A 15320-nucleotide genomic window follows, 5' to 3' on the forward strand; every position below is an offset into this window, starting at 1 on the left:
CCCGGTTCAGGAGGGCAGAACGCCGAGTCGACGGCAGGCCACCACGGCTTCGTATCGAGTGTGCGATTCGGTTTTGCGCATCACGCTGCGCAGGTATGACTTGACGGTCTCGGCACCGATCGACAAACGCGCGGCGACCTCGATGTTGGTGCAGCCCAGAGCAACTTGCGAGATCACGTCGATCTCTCGTGGTGTCAGTGACTGCGACACGTCCTGGGTCCGTGGGTCGTGGGGCATCTCCTGGCCGAACGACGCGGCCACGCGGGCTGCGACCGCGTCGAGTCTGCGCCGGATGGCCACGTCACCGACAGATCGGGCGAGATCGGACAGTTCCTCGTGGACGCTGCGCAGTTCGGCCGTGCGGGAGAGATCCGAGTCGAGCATCGAGCGGGTGGTCGCCAGCAGACGGATCCGGCGGTCGACCTCGTCACGCACGGAGATCTCCTGGCCGAGACGCCTGGCGGCGGTCGTCATGATGTCGCCGACGCGATCTCCGAGGGGGCCGCGTTCGCGTAGGGCCGCGTACATCACTATTCGCGCCACACCGGCAACGACCACCGGCACCGCCAGTATCGATTTGAGGCCCTCGCCGAGTACCGGTCGGTCGAAGTGATGGGTGATCGACATCGACGCGCCGTAATCGCTCACGGCCGCGGGCCTGCGCTGTTCCATGACTCGCCCGCCGAGGCCGGATCTGGGTGGGATGGCGAGTCCGTCCAGGCCGCGGGTTCTGGTTCCGTGGAACTCACTCAAGTACAGGGTCTCCGAGGAGACCTCGCCGCCGAACACGACGGGCACGTCGGACGCCGCTGCCACCAGGCGCAGTTCGGCGCGCAGGGCATCGCCGTCACGGGGCCGCAACAGATTCGAATGGACCACGGAGCTTCCTTTCCCGTGTCGGATGCACGAGCGACGAACGTGATCCAGATCATATCCACAACGGCAAGCGATGTTTCTACTGGCACAGGCCACTGCGCTGCGGTTCGGGGCCGAATACGAGCCGACTACTCTGGACGTCATGTCTGTGACCGCCGAGAGCAAGCCCCGTCAGCCACTCGTACCAGGCGTCGTATCGCCCGTCCTCGCTGTGCCCAAGTCCATCGAGCGCCCCGAATACGCATGGAAGTCGACCGTGGCCGAAGGCAGTGAGCCCTGGGTCCAGACCCCCGAGGTCATCGAGAAGATGCGAGTGGCGTCGAAGATCGCGGCCAGGGCACTGCAGGAAGCGGGCCGGGCGGTGGCACCGGGAATCACCACCGACGAGCTGGACCGGATTGCCCACGAGTACATGATCGATCACGGTGCGTACCCGTCCACGCTGGGCTACAGGGGATTTCCGAAGTCCTGCTGTACCTCCCTGAACGAGGTCATCTGCCACGGCATCCCGGATTCCACCGTGATTCAGGACGGTGACATCGTCAACATCGACGTCACCGCATATATCGACGGCGTCCACGGCGACACCAACGCGACCTTCCTGGCCGGCAACGTCTCCGAGGAAGCGCGCCTGCTGGTCGAACGTACGCACGAGGCCACCATGCGTGCCATCAAGGCGGTCAAGCCGGGGCGCGCGCTCAACGTGATCGGCCGCGTCATCGAGTCGTACGCGCACCGGTTCGGCTACGGCGTGGTGGAGGACTTCACCGGCCACGGCATCGGTACCACCTTCCACAACGGTCTCGTCGTTCTGCATTACGACCAGCCGTCGGTGGACACCGTCATCGAGCCGGGTATGACGTTCACGATCGAACCGATGATCAACCTGGGCACGATCAACGCCGAGATGTGGGACGACGGCTGGACGGTCGTCACGCACGACAAGAAGTGGACCGCGCAGTTCGAGCACACCCTCGTGGTGACCGAGACGGGTAGCGAGATCCTGACCCTGCCGTGAGCGGTGTGAACCGTCCCGTCCTGAGAGGTGCGCTGCTCGTCGCCGGGACCACTTCGGATGCAGGCAAGAGTGTGTTGGTTGCCGGGCTGTGTCGGATGTTGGCGAGACGGGGCGTGCGGGTTGCTCCGTTCAAGGCGCAGAACATGTCCAACAATTCGGTGGTCACGCTCGACGGCGGTGAGATCGGTCGAGCGCAGGCGATGCAGGCGTCGGCCTGTGGTCTCGAGCCGAGTGTCCGCTTCAATCCGGTGTTGCTGAAACCGGGGAGTGACCGGACCTCGCAGTTGGTGGTGCGCGGGCGGGCCGTTGCGCAGGTGAGTGCGAGCAACTACATCGAGCATCGGCAGTCGTTGCGCGCCGTGGTGGCAGACGAATTGGCCTCCCTGCGTGAGGAATTCGATGTGGTGATCTGCGAGGGGGCCGGCTCGCCCGCCGAGATCAATCTGCGCGCCACGGACTTGGCCAACATGGGGTTGGCGACGGCGGCGTCTCTTCCGGTGATCGTGGTGGGGGATATCGATCGAGGGGGAGTGCTGGCTCATCTGTTCGGCACCGTTGCGGTGCTGTCTCCGGAGGATCAGGCGCTCGTCGCCGGGTTCGTGATCAACAAGTTCCGCGGTGATCCTGCTCTGCTGGCACCTGGTCTCGATCAGTTGCGCGCGTTGACGGGACGTCCGACGTACGGTGTCGTTCCGTTCGCCGACGGATTGTGGATGGACGCCGAGGATTCACTCGGAACCGTTCCCGATGCTCCGGTGGGGCGGCCGCGTGCACCGCACGGCTCGCAGTGGTTGCGCGTCGCGGCCGTGCGTTTGCCGAGAATCTCCAACACCACCGATGTCGAGGCGTTGGCCTGCGAGCCCGGGGTGTCGGTCCACTGGGTCACCGAGCCGTCCCGGCTCGAGGATGTGGATCTGGTGGTCGTTCCGGGCAGTAAGTCCACCGTGTCGGACCTGGAGTGGTTGCGACGCACCGGTCTTGCCGATGCGATCGCGGCACGCGGTGCTGCGGGCCTTCCGGTTCTGGGGATCTGCGGTGGCTATCAGATGTTGGGCCGAACGATCGACGACACCGTCGAATCCGGAGCGGGGGCAGTCCGGGGTCTCGGTCTGCTCGATCTCGACATCGAGTTCGCCGCCGACAAGGTACTCGCGCAGGTGGCGGGACGGTCGATGCAGTTCGGCCCGAATTCCGTGTCGGGCTACGAGATTCACCACGGCCGGGTCGCACGAAACGGCGACGACGCCTTGTCGACCACCGCGTCGGGTGTCTCCGAAGGCAGCCTACGCGGCAGCGTTCTGGGTACCCACTGGCACGGATTGCTCGAGTCCGACGATTTCCGTCGTTCGTTGCTCACATGGGTGGCGGAGAAATCGGGTCGCACGGGTTTCGAGGTGGCACCCGACACGTCGGTCGCGGCACTGCGGGAGCAGCAGTTGGATCTGTTGGCCGATCTGGTGGAAGACAACCTCGACGTCGACGCCGTACTCGACCTCATCGAGCACGGCGTCGATCCGGGCCTCGACACCATTGTCACGCAGTTGCTTTGAGCAGACCGAACCAGCTGGCCGCAGACAGTATCGCCGTGATGGTCAACGGAATGACGACCAGTAGCAGAATTCGCGGTGTGTCGGTGAAGAAGTCGCCGACGTCGGGCCACCAGTTCTGCCAGGTCACGAGTACAGATCCGCCGCCGAAGACTACGAGCGCTCCGAGTCCGAGGGTGAACAATCCGTTGGTGCGGAACCGTCGATACACGACGCCGATGAATGCACCGAAGCCGCCGAGGAGCAGCATGACGGTAACGAGTGCGGCCCACTGCACCAACGGATTGTCGGTCGCGTACCGAGCGATGCCGAACATTCTCAGTTTCAGGCCGAATCCATCCGTGGCTGCTTCGATCAAGGACAGCACGTAGATGATCGTGCCGAATGCAATCGACTGGCACACACCTACCAACGCTGTGGCGGTGAGGAATTCGCGGCGAGTGACGCTCAGACCCAGGGCATAGGGAAAGCACTGAGTGATCGCGGTGATGTAGAACGCCATGGCGAATCCATAGATCGAGAAGACACTACCGGTGAAGTTGTATTCGGAGTCTGTGGTCGGGATGACCAGAAATATGCCGAAGCTGATCACGAAGGCGATCGCGAGAACCGCCATCGGCCACACGAATGTCGTTGCCCACGAAGTGTTGTGGATGCGAGCTACGTTCAGTATCCGTTTCATGACAACGCCTCCTCGGCGGTGGTGCGTTCGATGATCAACTGTTGCAGTGGAACAGCTTCGATGGTGAGCCCTGCGGCTCGGCCGTCGGATCTCTGCTGTGCAGTCAGTCGGGCGTCGATCGTCGTTCGTACGCTCGGTCCAAGAGCGGAGCGGCGCAGGGTCCGGTGAGCAGCGGCGAACTCGTCGACAGCCGGCGCAGGACCGGTGATCTCGAATGCACTCTCGCGCAGAGCATCCGACTCGTCGTCGAGCACGATCCTGCCCTTGTCGATGAGGATCACGTGTTCGATGAGATCGCTGACCTCATCGATGAGGTGAGTGGACAGAACGACGGTCCTGGGGTGCTCGGCGTAGTCGGCCAGCAATCTGTCGTAGAACAGGTGTCGCGAGACCGCGTCCAGTCCCAAGTAGGGCTCGTCGAAAAAGGTCAGTGGCGCACGCGACGCGAGTCCGATGACGATTCCGAGAGCCGACGTCATTCCTCGCGAGAGCTTCTTGATCTTGCGGCCGAGGGGCAGGTCGAAGTCGCGCAGCAATTCGGCGGCGAAGTCGCCGTCCCAGTGTGGAAGGACATGTGACGCGTGCGAGACGGCGTGCTTGACCTTGAGATCGTCGGGATACTTCTGGCTTTCCTTGACGAAGCACACGTGACCGAGCGCGTGAGGGTTCTCCCAAGGACGTTGTCCGAACACCGAGATGTCCCCGGCGTTCTGGCGCATTTGAGCCGTCATCATCTGCATGACGGTGGTCTTACCCGCGCCGTTTCGGCCGAGGAAGCCGTAGATCTTGTTGCGTTCGATCTCGAAACTCACATCGTCGACCGCGGTGAACGAGCCGAAGTTCTTGGTCAGGTGCGTGGCCGACGCAACGATGCTGCTGGGTTCGTCGAACGAGTCGAGGGTGTGGACGCTCATCGTGCTGCCTCCCAGTTGTCGAGCATGGTCTTGAGTTCGTCGACGGCCATGCCGAGCTTGCGAGCCTCGGTGACGAGCGGATCGATGTACTGGCGAGCGAAGAGGTCTCGGCGACGGAATCGAAGAGCGTCCCGAGCGCCTGTGGTCACGAACATTCCGATTCCTCGTTTCTTGTAGACGACACCGTCGGCGACGAGCTTGGCGAGTCCCTTTCCTGCGGTGGCCGGGTTGATTCGATGGAATGCGGCCAGTTCGTTGGTCGAGGGGACCTGCTCTTCCTCTGCCAGGGAGCCGTCGATGATCGAGTTCTCGATCATCTCGGCAATCTGCAGGAAGATAGGCCTGCCCTCGTCCATCAGAACCGCCGCCGGTGCGTCGAGGTTGCTTGCCTCAGTGGTTCATTACTCATGTAACTAACCATAGAACCGACGCGTGGTCGGCGCAAGAGGCAGTACCGTCGTCCCCATGGAGTTCACGCATGTGAGTGCTGCGGGTGGGCAATGTTCGGTGCGAGTCGCAGGCCCGGACAGCAGGCACGCCGTTCTCTTGCTTCCCGATGCAGGCGATCCGGTGGATGTCTACGACGCCGTCAGTGAACGGTTGCACAATTCGGATCTGAAAACTGTTGCGCTGGAGAGCATCGAGGGGGTCAGCGACGAGGCAATCCTGACGGTTCTCGACGAGCTGAAGCTGTCGTGGGTGCACCTCGTCGGCAGCGGAGCGGGTGCGGAGTCGGCATGGACGTTGGCTGCCAAGACCTTCGGACGCTTCGCCAGTCTGATCGCGGTGAACCGGTGCCACCCCGCGATCGCGGACGAGCAGGGAACCGTACGCGGCGCGGATTGCCCCCCGGTCGAGCTGCCGACGACATTGGTCGTCGGGTCCTCGCTGGGCCGCGCATCCGCCGACGCGAGCGGACGGTTCGTCTACGCGGACTTCCGCGTGGTCCAACTCGACGGCAGCGCGAATGTCGTCGCCGACGAGCCGGCTGCGCTGGCCACCGAGATCGTGCTCCGCACCAGCCCCTGGTAACCGGAACTACAGTTCGAGTCCCAGGAGAGCGTTCTCGACCACCTCGGGAAGACCTGGGTGGATCCAGTACTGACCGCGGGCCATGTCCTGAGCGGACAAACCGAAGCTCATGGCCTGGATGAGTGGCTGGATCAACGTGGGGGCCTGTGCGCCGATGATGTGCGCGCCGAGGATCTTCCCGGTGCCCTTCTCGGCGATGATCTTGCACAGACCTTCGCTGTCCTCCATGGCCCAGCCGTAGGCGACATCTCCGTAGTTCTGGACCTTGACGGTGATGTCCAGGCCGGCGTCGCGGGCGTGCTCTTCGGTCATGCCCACCTCGGCGATCTGAGGATCGGTGAACACCGCCGCGGGAACGAACCGATGGTCGTTCTTCCGTAGCGTCGAGGTGTCGCCGTGCCACGCATCCTGCAGCAGGTTGTACTGAACGACGCGAGCTTCCTGGTTGGCCACATGCTTGAGTTGGTACGGAGACGATACGTCGCCGAGGGCGAACACTCCCTCGGCCGTGGTGCGGCCGAATTCGTCCACCACGATGCGGCCTTCGTCATCGAGCTCGATGCCTGCCGCAGCCGGATCGAGACGGTCTCCGTTGGGCTCGCGGCCCACGGCGACGAGGAACGCATCGCCGAGGACCTTGGTGCCGTCGGCGAGTTGGACCCCGTGCAACCCGCCCTCGGACAGGGGAGTGGTCTCGCCGGAGTCGAGGTGGACGTCCCACTTGGCGCGGGCGAGCTCGGTGAATCGCTTCGAGATGTCGGCGTCCAGTGCGCGGAGCAAGGTGTCCTTGCGGGCCACTATCGACACCTTGGAGCCGAGAGCAGAGAAGACGTGCGCGAATTCTGCTGCGATGTAACCGGATCCGAGAATCACCAGGTGCTCGGGTAGCTCGCGGAGACGCATCACATCACTGTTGGTGTGGTACGTGACACCCGAATCGGCGATGGACTGCGGCACCGTCGGACGCGATCCGGCGGCGACGACGATCTGGTCGGCGGTGATCACGGTGCCGGTGCCGGTGTCGATGGTGCGCGGGCCGACGAAGCGTGCGTGACCCTCGAACAGGGTGAGATTCGGGCTGCCTTCGGCGCGGTAACGCTTGCCGCCCTCCGAGATCGGGTCGATGCGGCCGAAGACGCGATCGACGATGTCCGGCCAGCGCACAGCGTCCACGTGGGCGTCGACACCGTATTTCGAGGAATCGCGTACCGTCCGCGCAACCTCGGCGGCGTAGACGAACATCTTGGTGGGGATGCAGCCGACGTTGAGGCAGGTGCCGCCGAAGGTAGAGTTCTCCTCGATCAGAGCGATCTTCTTGTCTTCGAAGCGCGAATCGGCGATCGAGTTGCCGGATCCGGAGCCGATGATCGCGACGTCGAAATGCTCGGTCATGAAATGTGCCCGCTCTCGGTGTGGTCCTTGCCCGACGCGTGGTCGGTGCTCTCGCTTCGGTGCAACCACTCGATCCACTCGTCCATTTCCTCGAAGGCCCGAGCGCGTGGAGTCTCGGTGGACAGAAAGACGTCGTGGCGGGCTCCCTCGATGGGCACGATCGTGGTGCGGTCGCCCAGGCAGCCCGCCCAGCGCGCGATCTGGCGAACGTCGAGTACGGCGTCTGCGGCGTCGACCGCGGAGCTGTATCGGCGCGAGAAGTGCGTCACCTTGGAGCGCAGAATCAGTGCGGGGATACCGATGTCGAGGCCGCGATGAAGTTCGGCGTGTCCGTGGCGGACGGCGCGAATCCACCCGAAGGTGATGGGGAAGCCTGCCAAGGGCTTCCAGTCGAGGTCGTAGTCCCACTCGCCGTTCTCCGATGCCGCGAGCGACAACCCGTACGTATCGAGCCCGCCGCCGGGAACCTGTGCCTTGGACCGGAACCTGCCGATGACGTCGATCGCGGCGGTACCGACGCTGCGGATGGCAGGTGGCCCCTGCAGGTCGAGCCACGGGCTGTTGAGGACCACACCCGACAGGCCCAGCCCGGCCGATCCGCCCTCCTGACGGTTGAGACGGTTCAGCCACAGCGGCAGCACGAGCCCGCCGGTCGAGTGCGCCATGAGCAGGACCGGGGCACCCGGGCGTTCCGCGCGGACCAGGGCGAGAGCCTCGTTCAGCTCGGCGTCGTACATCGCCAGATCGGTCACGAAGTGTGCGGTCTGGCCCTCGCGGCGCGAGCGTCCGCATTTACGCAGGTCCAGGGCGTAGAAGGCGTATCCCTGCGCTGCGAAGTGCTCGGCGATGTGGCGCTGGAAGAAGTAGTCGGTGAAACCGTGGACGTAGATCACCGAACGCTCGAAGTTGGCGGCACCGGGCGGTTGGTACCGCACGAGAGTGGCCTCGACCTGCCCTTCGCCGTCCGGATCGTTGCCGAGTGGAATGGTCGTCTGTTCGTAGCCGTCGCCGAGGACGTCGGGCACCCAGGTAGTCACAGATCACAACTGTAGTGGGCACCGCGGGCGGCGTCCGAGGAGCACAATCGGAACCGGGTTGACGTGGTGTCCGACGGGGTAGGCCCAGCTAGTAACCTGACCGCATCGGGTGAAGCAGCCCTCTACAGCAGAGTTCTCCGGTCGATACCGCCACCGGCCGAGACCTCCACAGACAAGGAAGTCGATTCTCCAGTGTCCAAAGATGAGCAGGGTAAGCGGATCAAGACCGACGTCGTTCTGGTCGGTGCCGGAATCATGAGCGCCACCCTCGGTGCGCTGCTCCGTCAGCTCGAGCCGAACTGGTCGATCGACGTCTACGAGCGGCTCGACGCGGCCGCGGCCGAGAGCAGCGACGCGTGGAACAACGCTGGCACCGGCCACTCGGCACTGTGCGAACTGAACTACACGCCGCAGAACAAGGACGGCAGCGTCGATATCGCCAAGGCGCTCAACGTCAACGAGCAGTTCCAGGTGTCGCGTCAGTTCTGGGCACACGGCATCGAGACCGGTGTGCTCTCCGACGCCAAGAACTTCATCAATCCCATTCCGCACGTGAGCTTCGTGCACGGGGCCGAGAACGTGAAGTACCTGCGTGCCCGGTACGAGGCGCTCGTGGGCAACCCGTTGTTCGCAGGCATGGAGTACATCGACTCCAAGGACGAGTTCTCGGCGCGACTGCCGTTGATGGCCAAGGGCCGTGACTTCTCCGATCCCGTGGCCCTGAACTGGAGTCAGGAAGGCACCGACGTCGACTTCGGTGCGCTCACCAAGCAGCTGCTGAACTACCTGTCGTCCGCGGGCGGCACCGTGCACTTCGGACACGATGTGCGCAACATCACCAAGCAGTCCGACGGCAGCTGGGACGTCAAGGTCGCCAACCAGCGCACCGGCGTCAAGAAGACCGTCAACGCCAAGTTCGTGTTCGTCGGCGCAGGCGGCGGCGCACTGCACCTGCTGCAGAAGTCCGGAATCGCGGAGATCAAGGGATTCGGCGGCTTCCCGGTCAGCGGCGAGTGGTTGCGGTGCACCGATCCAGCTCTGATCGAGCAGCACTCGGCCAAGGTGTACGGCAAGGCTTCGGTCGGTGCTCCGCCGATGTCGGTCCCGCACCTCGACACCCGCGTGATCAACGGCCAGCAGGGTCTGCTGTTCGGCCCGTACGCCGGCTGGTCGCCCAAGTTCCTCAAGCAGGGCAAGATCACCGACCTGCCCAGCTCGGTGAAGCCCGGAAACCTGATGTCGATGCTCGGGGTCGGCGTGACCGAACTCGGACTCGTCAAGTACCTGGTCAGTGAACTGGCTCAGTCGCAAGCAGATCGTGTCGAGACGCTGCGCGAGTTCGCGCCCTCGGTGCTCGGCGAGAACTGGGAGCTGGTCACCGCGGGTCAGCGCGTCCAGGTGATCCGCAAGAAGGGTCGCGGCGGTGTGCTCGAGTTCGGCACCGCTGTGGTCAACGCAGCGGACGGCACCATCGCCGGACTGCTCGGTGCCTCTCCCGGCGCATCCACCGCCGTTCCGGCCATGCTGGACGTGCTGCAGCGGTGCTTCGGGGACAAGTACGACGCGTGGCAGCCCAAGCTCAAGGAAATGGTCCCGTCGCTGGGGGTCAAGCTGGCGCAGAACAGCTCGTTGTTCGACGAGGTCTGGGGCTGGACGTCCAAGACACTGCAACTGGAAAATGCTCGTGAGCTCGCACAGCCCACGGGTGTGTGATAGCAAAAGGTATGAATACGCAAGCAGCAGCTCTCAAACGATCATGGGCACTAGACCTGTCCAACAGCACGTTGTACGACCTGTTGAAGCTGCGTGTCGAGGTGTTCGTGGTCGAGCAGGCGTGTGCGTACCCGGAGTTGGACGGGCGTGACCTGCTGACCGAGACACGGCACTTCTGGCTCGAACGGGACGGCGAAGTGGTGTGCACACTCCGCCTGCTCGAGGAGCACGACGACGGCGAGAAGGCGTTCCGTATCGGCCGGCTCTGCACGCAGCGCTCGGCCAGGGGACAGGGCCACACCACGCGAATTCTGCGAGCCGCGCTTGCCGAGGTCGGTTCGGCCCCCTGCCGTATCAACGCTCAGAGCTACCTCGTGGACATGTACGCCAAGCACGGCTTCCTGCCGGACGGCGAGGAAGTTCTCGAGGACGGCATCCCGCACACGCCGATGCGTCGGGGTGGCGGCACCGCCTGGAGCGAGAGCTGACCTCGCTGTAGTACGAGAAGAACGAATGCCACACACGGCCCTACCGTGTGTGGCATTCGTTCGTTCGGCGGTAGTGTTCCGTTCGAAGTCGGTCGCGGAGAAGTCCTGTGTCAATCAGGCGCGGTCCCGCCACTGTGTTCAGGAGAATCTTCGCTCGAGGAGATTCCCCTGTCAGCCAGATCGCCGCTCGGCTTCGCGTATCTCGACCGAACGTCCGGCGCGGAACTCCGGGCACGAAGGGAATTGGCTGTGCAGCGAAGTGGGAGTGTTCCCGAACCGGGATATCCGTTCAGTGCGATCGTCGGTCAGGATCAGCTGAGGTTGTCGCTGATTCTGTGTGCCGTGCACCCCGGTATCGGCGGTGTACTGGTGCGAGGAGAGAAGGGCACCGCGAAATCGACGGTGGTGCGCGCACTCGCGGCACTGCTGCCCGCCGTGGAGGACGAGGACGGCTCGCGTCCGGCGAAGCTCGTCGAACTTCCGGTGGGGGCAACCGAGGATCGAGTGGTGGGGTCCATCGACCTCGAGAAGGTTCTGCGCGACGGCGAACGTGCGTTTCAACCCGGTCTGCTCGCGGCTGCGCACCGTGGAGTGCTCTACGTCGACGAAGTGAATCTGCTGCACGATCACCTGGTCGACGTATTGCTCGACGCGGCCGCGATGGGGCGGGTGCATGTCGAACGTGACGGTGTCTCTCATTCCCACCCAGCGCAATTCGTTCTCGTGGGCACGATGAATCCCGAAGAGGGCGAGCTTCGCCCGCAGCTGCTCGACCGGTTCGGTCTGGCAGTGGAGGTGACGGCGTCGCGGGACGTGGACGTTCGCATGAACGTCGTCCGCCGCCGGATGAACTACGAGCGTGACCCGCACGCATTCGCCGCCGAGTACCGCAACGAGGACATCGCAGTGGCCGAGCAGATTCTGGCCGCCCGAAAGATTCTCGACGATGTGGTGTTGAGCGACAAGGAACTTCGGCGTATCGCCGCGCTCTGCGCATCCTTCGACGTCGACGGTATGCGCGCCGATCTTGTGCTCGCTCGCACCGCATCCGCCCACGCCGCCTGGCGAGGCGCAAGCGACGTGGCCGAGGAAGACGTGCGGATTGCCGCCGAACTGGCGCTGCCGCACCGGCGTCGGCGCGATCCCTTCGACGAGCCGGGCATCGACGACAAGCAACTGGACGACGCCATGCGGGACGCGGCCGAACAGGCCGAGCAGCAGCCGGATCCGGATCCCGACCCCGACGGCGGTGGGGGAGCTCCCGATCCCGAGGCTCCCGACGATGCCTCCCAGTCCCAACCCTCCGATACGCAGCCCTCCGACACACAGTCCTCCGATTCGCACGAGGATTCGGCGCAACCACCGCCGCCCTCGGGTACCGGCAGTGAGAAACAGGCAGGTACTCCGGGAGCACAGTTCAGAGCACGGTTGCTCGAGGTTCCCGGAGTGGGCGAGGGTGCGCCTGGTCGACGCTCGCGGTCACGGTCCGCGCACGGACGATCGGTACGTCCCACCGTCGAGGCGGGCAAGGGCCTGCACCTGGTGGGCACCCTGTTCGCCGCGGCCGAGCAGCAGGTCGTCCGCGGCCGCACCTCCGGCCGGTTGAAGCTCGAGCCTGCGGATCTGCGGGGCGCGATCAAGGAGGGACGCGAGGGCAACCTCATCGTCTTCGTCGTCGATGCCTCGGGTTCGATGGCTGCGCGAGATCGACTGTCCGCGGTGACCGGTGCGGTGCTCTCGCTGCTGCGCGATGCGTATCAGCGCCGCGACAAGGTGGCGGTGATCACCGTGCGCGGCACGGAAGCCGAAACGGTGTTGCCGCCGACGTCGTCGGTGGACGTGGCCGTGACCCGGTTGCGGAAGATGAAGACCGGTGGCAGATCGCCACTGGCGCAGGGCTTTCTGAAGGCACGGGAACTCGTTCTGCGAGAGCGTGTTCGAGATCCACTGCGCCGCGCACTGGTGGTCGCGCTGACCGACGGCCGTGCCACCGGAGGCACCGATCCCGTCGGCCGGGCCCGAATCGCCGCGGGACGTATCGCGTCGGACAAGATCGCCTCCGTCGTCGTCGACTGCGAATCGGGAATGGTGCGCCTCGGGCTCGCTGCCGATTTCGCGACGTGCCTCGGCGGCGGTTACGTGGCGCTGGCGGATCTGTCGGCGGAGCAGGTCGCCGCCGTCGTTCGCGCAGCGGCGTAGGGGGGTTCGCGATGCCTCAGGGTGTACCGGCTCCCGGAACCGTTCCGCAGGACGGCCTCACGACGCGTCAGCGCCGCAATCTGCCCGTGCTTGCCGTGCATACCGGACCGGGCAAGGGAAAATCGACGGCCGCTTTCGGAATGGCGTTGCGGGCCTGGAATCAAGGTTTCGACGTCGGAGTGTTCCAGTTCGTCAAGAGTGCCAAGTGGAAGGTCGGCGAGGAAGCGGCGTTTCGCACACTCGGCGAACTGCACGAGAGCACCGGGGTCGGCGGAGCCGTCGAATGGCACAAGATGGGCGAGGGCTGGTCGTGGACTCGAAAGAAGGGCAGCGACGTCGATCACGCCGAGGCCGCGGCCGAGGGCTGGCAGGAGATCGCCCGGCGAATCGAGCAGGAGTCGCACCGCTTCTACGTGTTGGACGAGTTCACCTACCCGCTCAAGTGGGGGTGGGTCGACGTCGCCGAGGTGGTCGATGTCCTGACCCGCCGACCGGGCAATCAGCACGTCGTCATCACCGGACGCGACGCGCCCCGTGAACTGATCGAGGCAGCGGACCTGGTCACCGAGATGGCCAAGGTCAAGCATCCGATGGACGCCGGACGCAAGGGTCAGCGAGGCATCGAATGGTGAACCAGTCCTGTCCCGCAGTGGTGATCGCGGCCCCCGCGTCGGGCAGCGGAAAGACGACGGTGGCCACCGGACTTATGGGCGCGCTGCGCAACGCCGGCCGCACCGTCGCACCGTTCAAGGTGGGTCCGGACTACATCGACCCCGGATATCACTCACTCGCGGCCGGTCTTCCGGGCCGCAATCTCGACGCCGTGATGGTCGGTGCTGACCGCATCGGGCCCCTGTTCCGACACGGCAGTCGGGGCTGCGACATCGCGGTCGTCGAGGGCGTCATGGGACTGTTCGACGGCAAGATCGACATGACCGGACCGGGGGAGGCCTCCGCCGAGGGATCGACCGCTCGGGTGGCCGCGATGCTCGGTGCCCCGGTGATCCTCGTGGTCGACTCCCGTGGACACAGTCAATCGCTTGCCGCTGTGCTGCACGGGTTCTCGACGTTCGACGCCAGCGTCCGCATCGGCGGTGTGATTCTCAATCGCGTCGGTAGTCAGCGGCACGAGGACGTGTTGCGTCAAGCGTGCGAACGGGTGGGTGTTCCGGTACTGGGCGCGTTGCCGCGCATGAGCGAACTGGTGGTCCCGTCGCGGCATCTGGGGTTGATCACCGCAGTCGAACACGGCGGTGCCGCAACCGATGCCGTCGACGCGATGAGCGCTCTCGTCTCGAGGTTCGTCGACATCGAGGCAGTGAGCGCGCTGGCTCGATCGTCGATGACAGCGCCGCAGTGGTCCCCGGAGGACGAGGTAGGCACCTGCGAGGGATCGCCCGTCGTCGCGGTGGCCGGTGGCCCGGCATTCACCTTCGGATACACCGAGCACGTCGAACTGCTCCGCGCAGCGGGGGCCGACGTCGCCGTGTTCGATCCACTGCGTGACGGATTACCCACCGGCACAGCGGCAGTCGTTCTCCCCGGCGGATTCCCCGAGGAGCATGCGGCCGCGTTGGCGGCGAACGAACTGCTGTTGGCCGATATCAGGACGGCCGCGGCCAAGGGTTTGCCCATTCATGCCGAATGCGCCGGATTGCTGTATCTGGCAAGCCGATTGGACGGTCATGCCATGGCCGGGGTCGTCGACGTGGACGCGGAATTCGGAAACACCCTCACGCTGGGATACCGCGATGCGGTTGCCCTCGAATCGTCCACACTGTTCGATGCGGGCACCCGAGTCACCGGCCACGAGTTCCACCGAACGAAGCTCGTGGACGTGCGCGAGAGCGCCTCGGCCGCGTGGGGCTGGCACAAGCAGAGCCCCGACGGCAGAACTGCGGCGCGCGAGGGTTTCGTGCAGGGCGGGGTCCACGCGTCGTACCTGCACACCCATGCTGCGGGCAATCCCGGATCCATCACCCGGTTCGTTGCCGCCGCAGTCGACTACGCGCGAGTGTAGAGGGATCGCAAGAATGCGGGTCGTCGTCGGAATAGGTGCCCGAGCCGGCGTCGATTCCGCCGACGTCGAAGCGGCGATCTCGACGGTGCTGCAACCGTATTGGAGCGTCGAGGCGATCGCCTCCATCGACCGGAAAGCCGACCTGGTTGCTGCGGTGGCGTCGAGCATGGGGGTTCGGGGCGTGACGTACTCGGCGAGAGAACTGTCGACCGTCGTGACACCGACCGTGTCGGTTCGTGTGCTCGATGCCGTCGGATGCGCCAGCGTCGCCGAAGCAGCGGCACTGCTGGCCGGTCGTTCGACGAAGTTGACGGTACCCAGGTTCGGTCTGGACGGTGTCACCGTTGCCGTGGTCGAGCTCTGCCTTGACGGTGGACAGGGGGTTCGGGCCATCCTGTAGGT

15 protein-coding genes and 1 riboswitch are annotated in these 15320 nt (G+C 64.9%); of the genes, 9 read left to right on the forward strand and 6 right to left on the reverse strand.

Going from position 1 to position 15320, the window contains the following annotated elements:
• Positions 1–6: 6 nt before the first annotated feature.
• Complete coding sequence (locus tag AB0362_RS01175) at positions 7–879, reverse strand: helix-turn-helix transcriptional regulator (protein ID WP_317784185.1); 873 nt, start codon at positions 877–879, stop codon at positions 7–9.
• A gap of 139 nt (positions 880–1018) precedes the next feature.
• Between AB0362_RS01175 and map the strand changes: the two genes are divergently transcribed.
• Both map and AB0362_RS01185 read left to right on the forward strand, forming a co-directional pair.
• Positions 1019–1894, forward strand: coding sequence for a type I methionyl aminopeptidase (gene map, locus AB0362_RS01180; protein WP_149405988.1), 876 nt, complete (start codon positions 1019–1021; stop codon positions 1892–1894).
• 20 nt (positions 1895–1914) lie between these two features.
• A complete protein-coding gene (locus AB0362_RS01185) occupies positions 1915–3444 on the forward strand; it encodes a cobyric acid synthase (protein ID WP_317809475.1) in 1530 nt (509 codons plus the stop codon).
• Here the strand turns inward: AB0362_RS01185 and AB0362_RS01190 are convergent.
• The 3 genes from AB0362_RS01190 to AB0362_RS01200 are packed head-to-tail and all read right to left on the reverse strand — an operon-like array spanning position 3428 to position 5396.
• The gene (locus AB0362_RS01190; RefSeq protein WP_317809384.1) at positions 3428–4123 is read right to left on the reverse strand and encodes an ABC transporter permease; all 696 of its coding nucleotides are present in this window, start codon (positions 4121–4123) and stop codon (positions 3428–3430) included. The genes AB0362_RS01185 and AB0362_RS01190 overlap by 17 nt on opposite strands.
• Complete coding sequence (locus tag AB0362_RS01195) at positions 4120–5037, reverse strand: ABC transporter ATP-binding protein (protein ID WP_317784189.1); 918 nt, start codon at positions 5035–5037, stop codon at positions 4120–4122. Before AB0362_RS01195 ends, AB0362_RS01190 begins: the two co-directional genes overlap by 4 nt.
• Positions 5034–5396 (reverse strand): GntR family transcriptional regulator, encoded by a 363-nt coding sequence (locus AB0362_RS01200; RefSeq protein WP_317809476.1) that lies wholly within the window; start codon positions 5394–5396, stop codon positions 5034–5036. The genes AB0362_RS01195 and AB0362_RS01200 overlap by 4 nt, the downstream gene beginning before the upstream one ends.
• 106 nt (positions 5397–5502) lie before the next feature.
• Here AB0362_RS01200 and AB0362_RS01205 point away from each other — a divergent pair, with 106 nt between their 5' ends.
• On the forward strand, positions 5503–6069 hold the full coding sequence (locus AB0362_RS01205; RefSeq protein ID WP_317809386.1) for an alpha/beta hydrolase: 567 nt from the start codon (positions 5503–5505) through the stop codon (positions 6067–6069).
• A gap of 6 nt (positions 6070–6075) precedes the next feature.
• Here the strand turns inward: AB0362_RS01205 and mtr are convergent, their stop codons facing one another.
• Together mtr and AB0362_RS01215 are read right to left on the reverse strand one after the other, a co-directional pair.
• The gene (gene mtr, locus AB0362_RS01210; RefSeq protein WP_317809387.1) at positions 6076–7461 is read right to left on the reverse strand and encodes a mycothione reductase; all 1386 of its coding nucleotides are present in this window, start codon (positions 7459–7461) and stop codon (positions 6076–6078) included.
• A complete protein-coding gene (locus AB0362_RS01215; RefSeq protein WP_317809388.1) occupies positions 7458–8498 on the reverse strand; it encodes an alpha/beta hydrolase in 1041 nt (346 codons plus the stop codon). The genes mtr and AB0362_RS01215 overlap by 4 nt, the downstream gene beginning before the upstream one ends.
• 192 nt (positions 8499–8690) lie before the next feature.
• Here AB0362_RS01215 and mqo point away from each other — a divergent pair, with 192 nt between their 5' ends.
• The 6 genes from mqo (at position 8691) to AB0362_RS01245 (ending at position 15318) form a co-directional block, all read left to right on the forward strand.
• On the forward strand, positions 8691–10211 hold the full coding sequence (gene mqo, locus AB0362_RS01220) for a malate dehydrogenase (quinone) (protein ID WP_283346993.1): 1521 nt from the start codon (positions 8691–8693) through the stop codon (positions 10209–10211).
• Between the two features lie 11 nt (positions 10212–10222).
• Positions 10223–10699, forward strand: a complete 477-nt coding sequence (locus AB0362_RS01225) for a GNAT family N-acetyltransferase (RefSeq protein WP_068050238.1) — start codon at positions 10223–10225, stop codon at positions 10697–10699.
• 51 nt (positions 10700–10750) lie between these two features.
• Positions 10751–10902, forward strand: a riboswitch (cobalamin riboswitch).
• A gap of 40 nt (positions 10903–10942) precedes the next feature.
• Complete coding sequence (locus AB0362_RS01230; RefSeq protein ID WP_317809391.1) at positions 10943–12898, forward strand: magnesium chelatase subunit D family protein; 1956 nt, start codon at positions 10943–10945, stop codon at positions 12896–12898.
• A gap of 11 nt (positions 12899–12909) precedes the next feature.
• Entirely contained in the window at positions 12910–13530 is a 621-nt protein-coding gene (cobO, locus tag AB0362_RS01235; RefSeq protein ID WP_149405980.1) for a cob(I)yrinic acid a,c-diamide adenosyltransferase, read from the forward strand.
• Positions 13524–14918, forward strand: coding sequence for a cobyrinate a,c-diamide synthase (locus AB0362_RS01240; RefSeq protein ID WP_317809393.1), 1395 nt, complete (start codon positions 13524–13526; stop codon positions 14916–14918). Before cobO ends, AB0362_RS01240 begins: the two co-directional genes overlap by 7 nt.
• Positions 14919–14931: 13 nt before the next feature.
• Positions 14932–15318 (forward strand): cobalamin biosynthesis protein, encoded by a 387-nt coding sequence (locus AB0362_RS01245; protein ID WP_317809395.1) that lies wholly within the window; start codon positions 14932–14934, stop codon positions 15316–15318.
• Positions 15319–15320: the final 2 nt, after the last annotated feature.

It is taken from the genome of Rhodococcus sp. NPDC079359 (assembly GCF_040702585.1).
GTDB lineage: Bacteria > Actinomycetota > Actinomycetes > Mycobacteriales > Mycobacteriaceae > Rhodococcoides.

Excerpts from the sequence above, each read along its gene's own strand:
- AB0362_RS01245 (WP_317809395.1), top strand. The coding sequence starts at position 14,932 with ATGCGGGTCGTCGTCGGAATAGGTGCCCGAGCCGGCGTCGATTCCGCC.
- AB0362_RS01195 (WP_317784189.1), bottom strand. The coding sequence starts at position 5,037 with ATGAGCGTCCACACCCTCGACTCGTTCGACGAACCCAGCAGCATCGTT.
- mtr (WP_317809387.1), bottom strand. The coding sequence starts at position 7,461 with ATGACCGAGCATTTCGACGTCGCGATCATCGGCTCCGGATCCGGCAAC.
- map (WP_149405988.1), top strand. The coding sequence starts at position 1,019 with ATGTCTGTGACCGCCGAGAGCAAGCCCCGTCAGCCACTCGTACCAGGC.
- AB0362_RS01240 (WP_317809393.1), top strand. The coding sequence starts at position 13,524 with ATGGTGAACCAGTCCTGTCCCGCAGTGGTGATCGCGGCCCCCGCGTCG.
- AB0362_RS01205 (WP_317809386.1), top strand. The coding sequence starts at position 5,503 with ATGGAGTTCACGCATGTGAGTGCTGCGGGTGGGCAATGTTCGGTGCGA.
- AB0362_RS01190 (WP_317809384.1), bottom strand. The coding sequence starts at position 4,123 with ATGAAACGGATACTGAACGTAGCTCGCATCCACAACACTTCGTGGGCA.
- AB0362_RS01225 (WP_068050238.1), top strand. The coding sequence starts at position 10,223 with ATGAATACGCAAGCAGCAGCTCTCAAACGATCATGGGCACTAGACCTG.
- cobO (WP_149405980.1), top strand. The coding sequence starts at position 12,910 with ATGCCTCAGGGTGTACCGGCTCCCGGAACCGTTCCGCAGGACGGCCTC.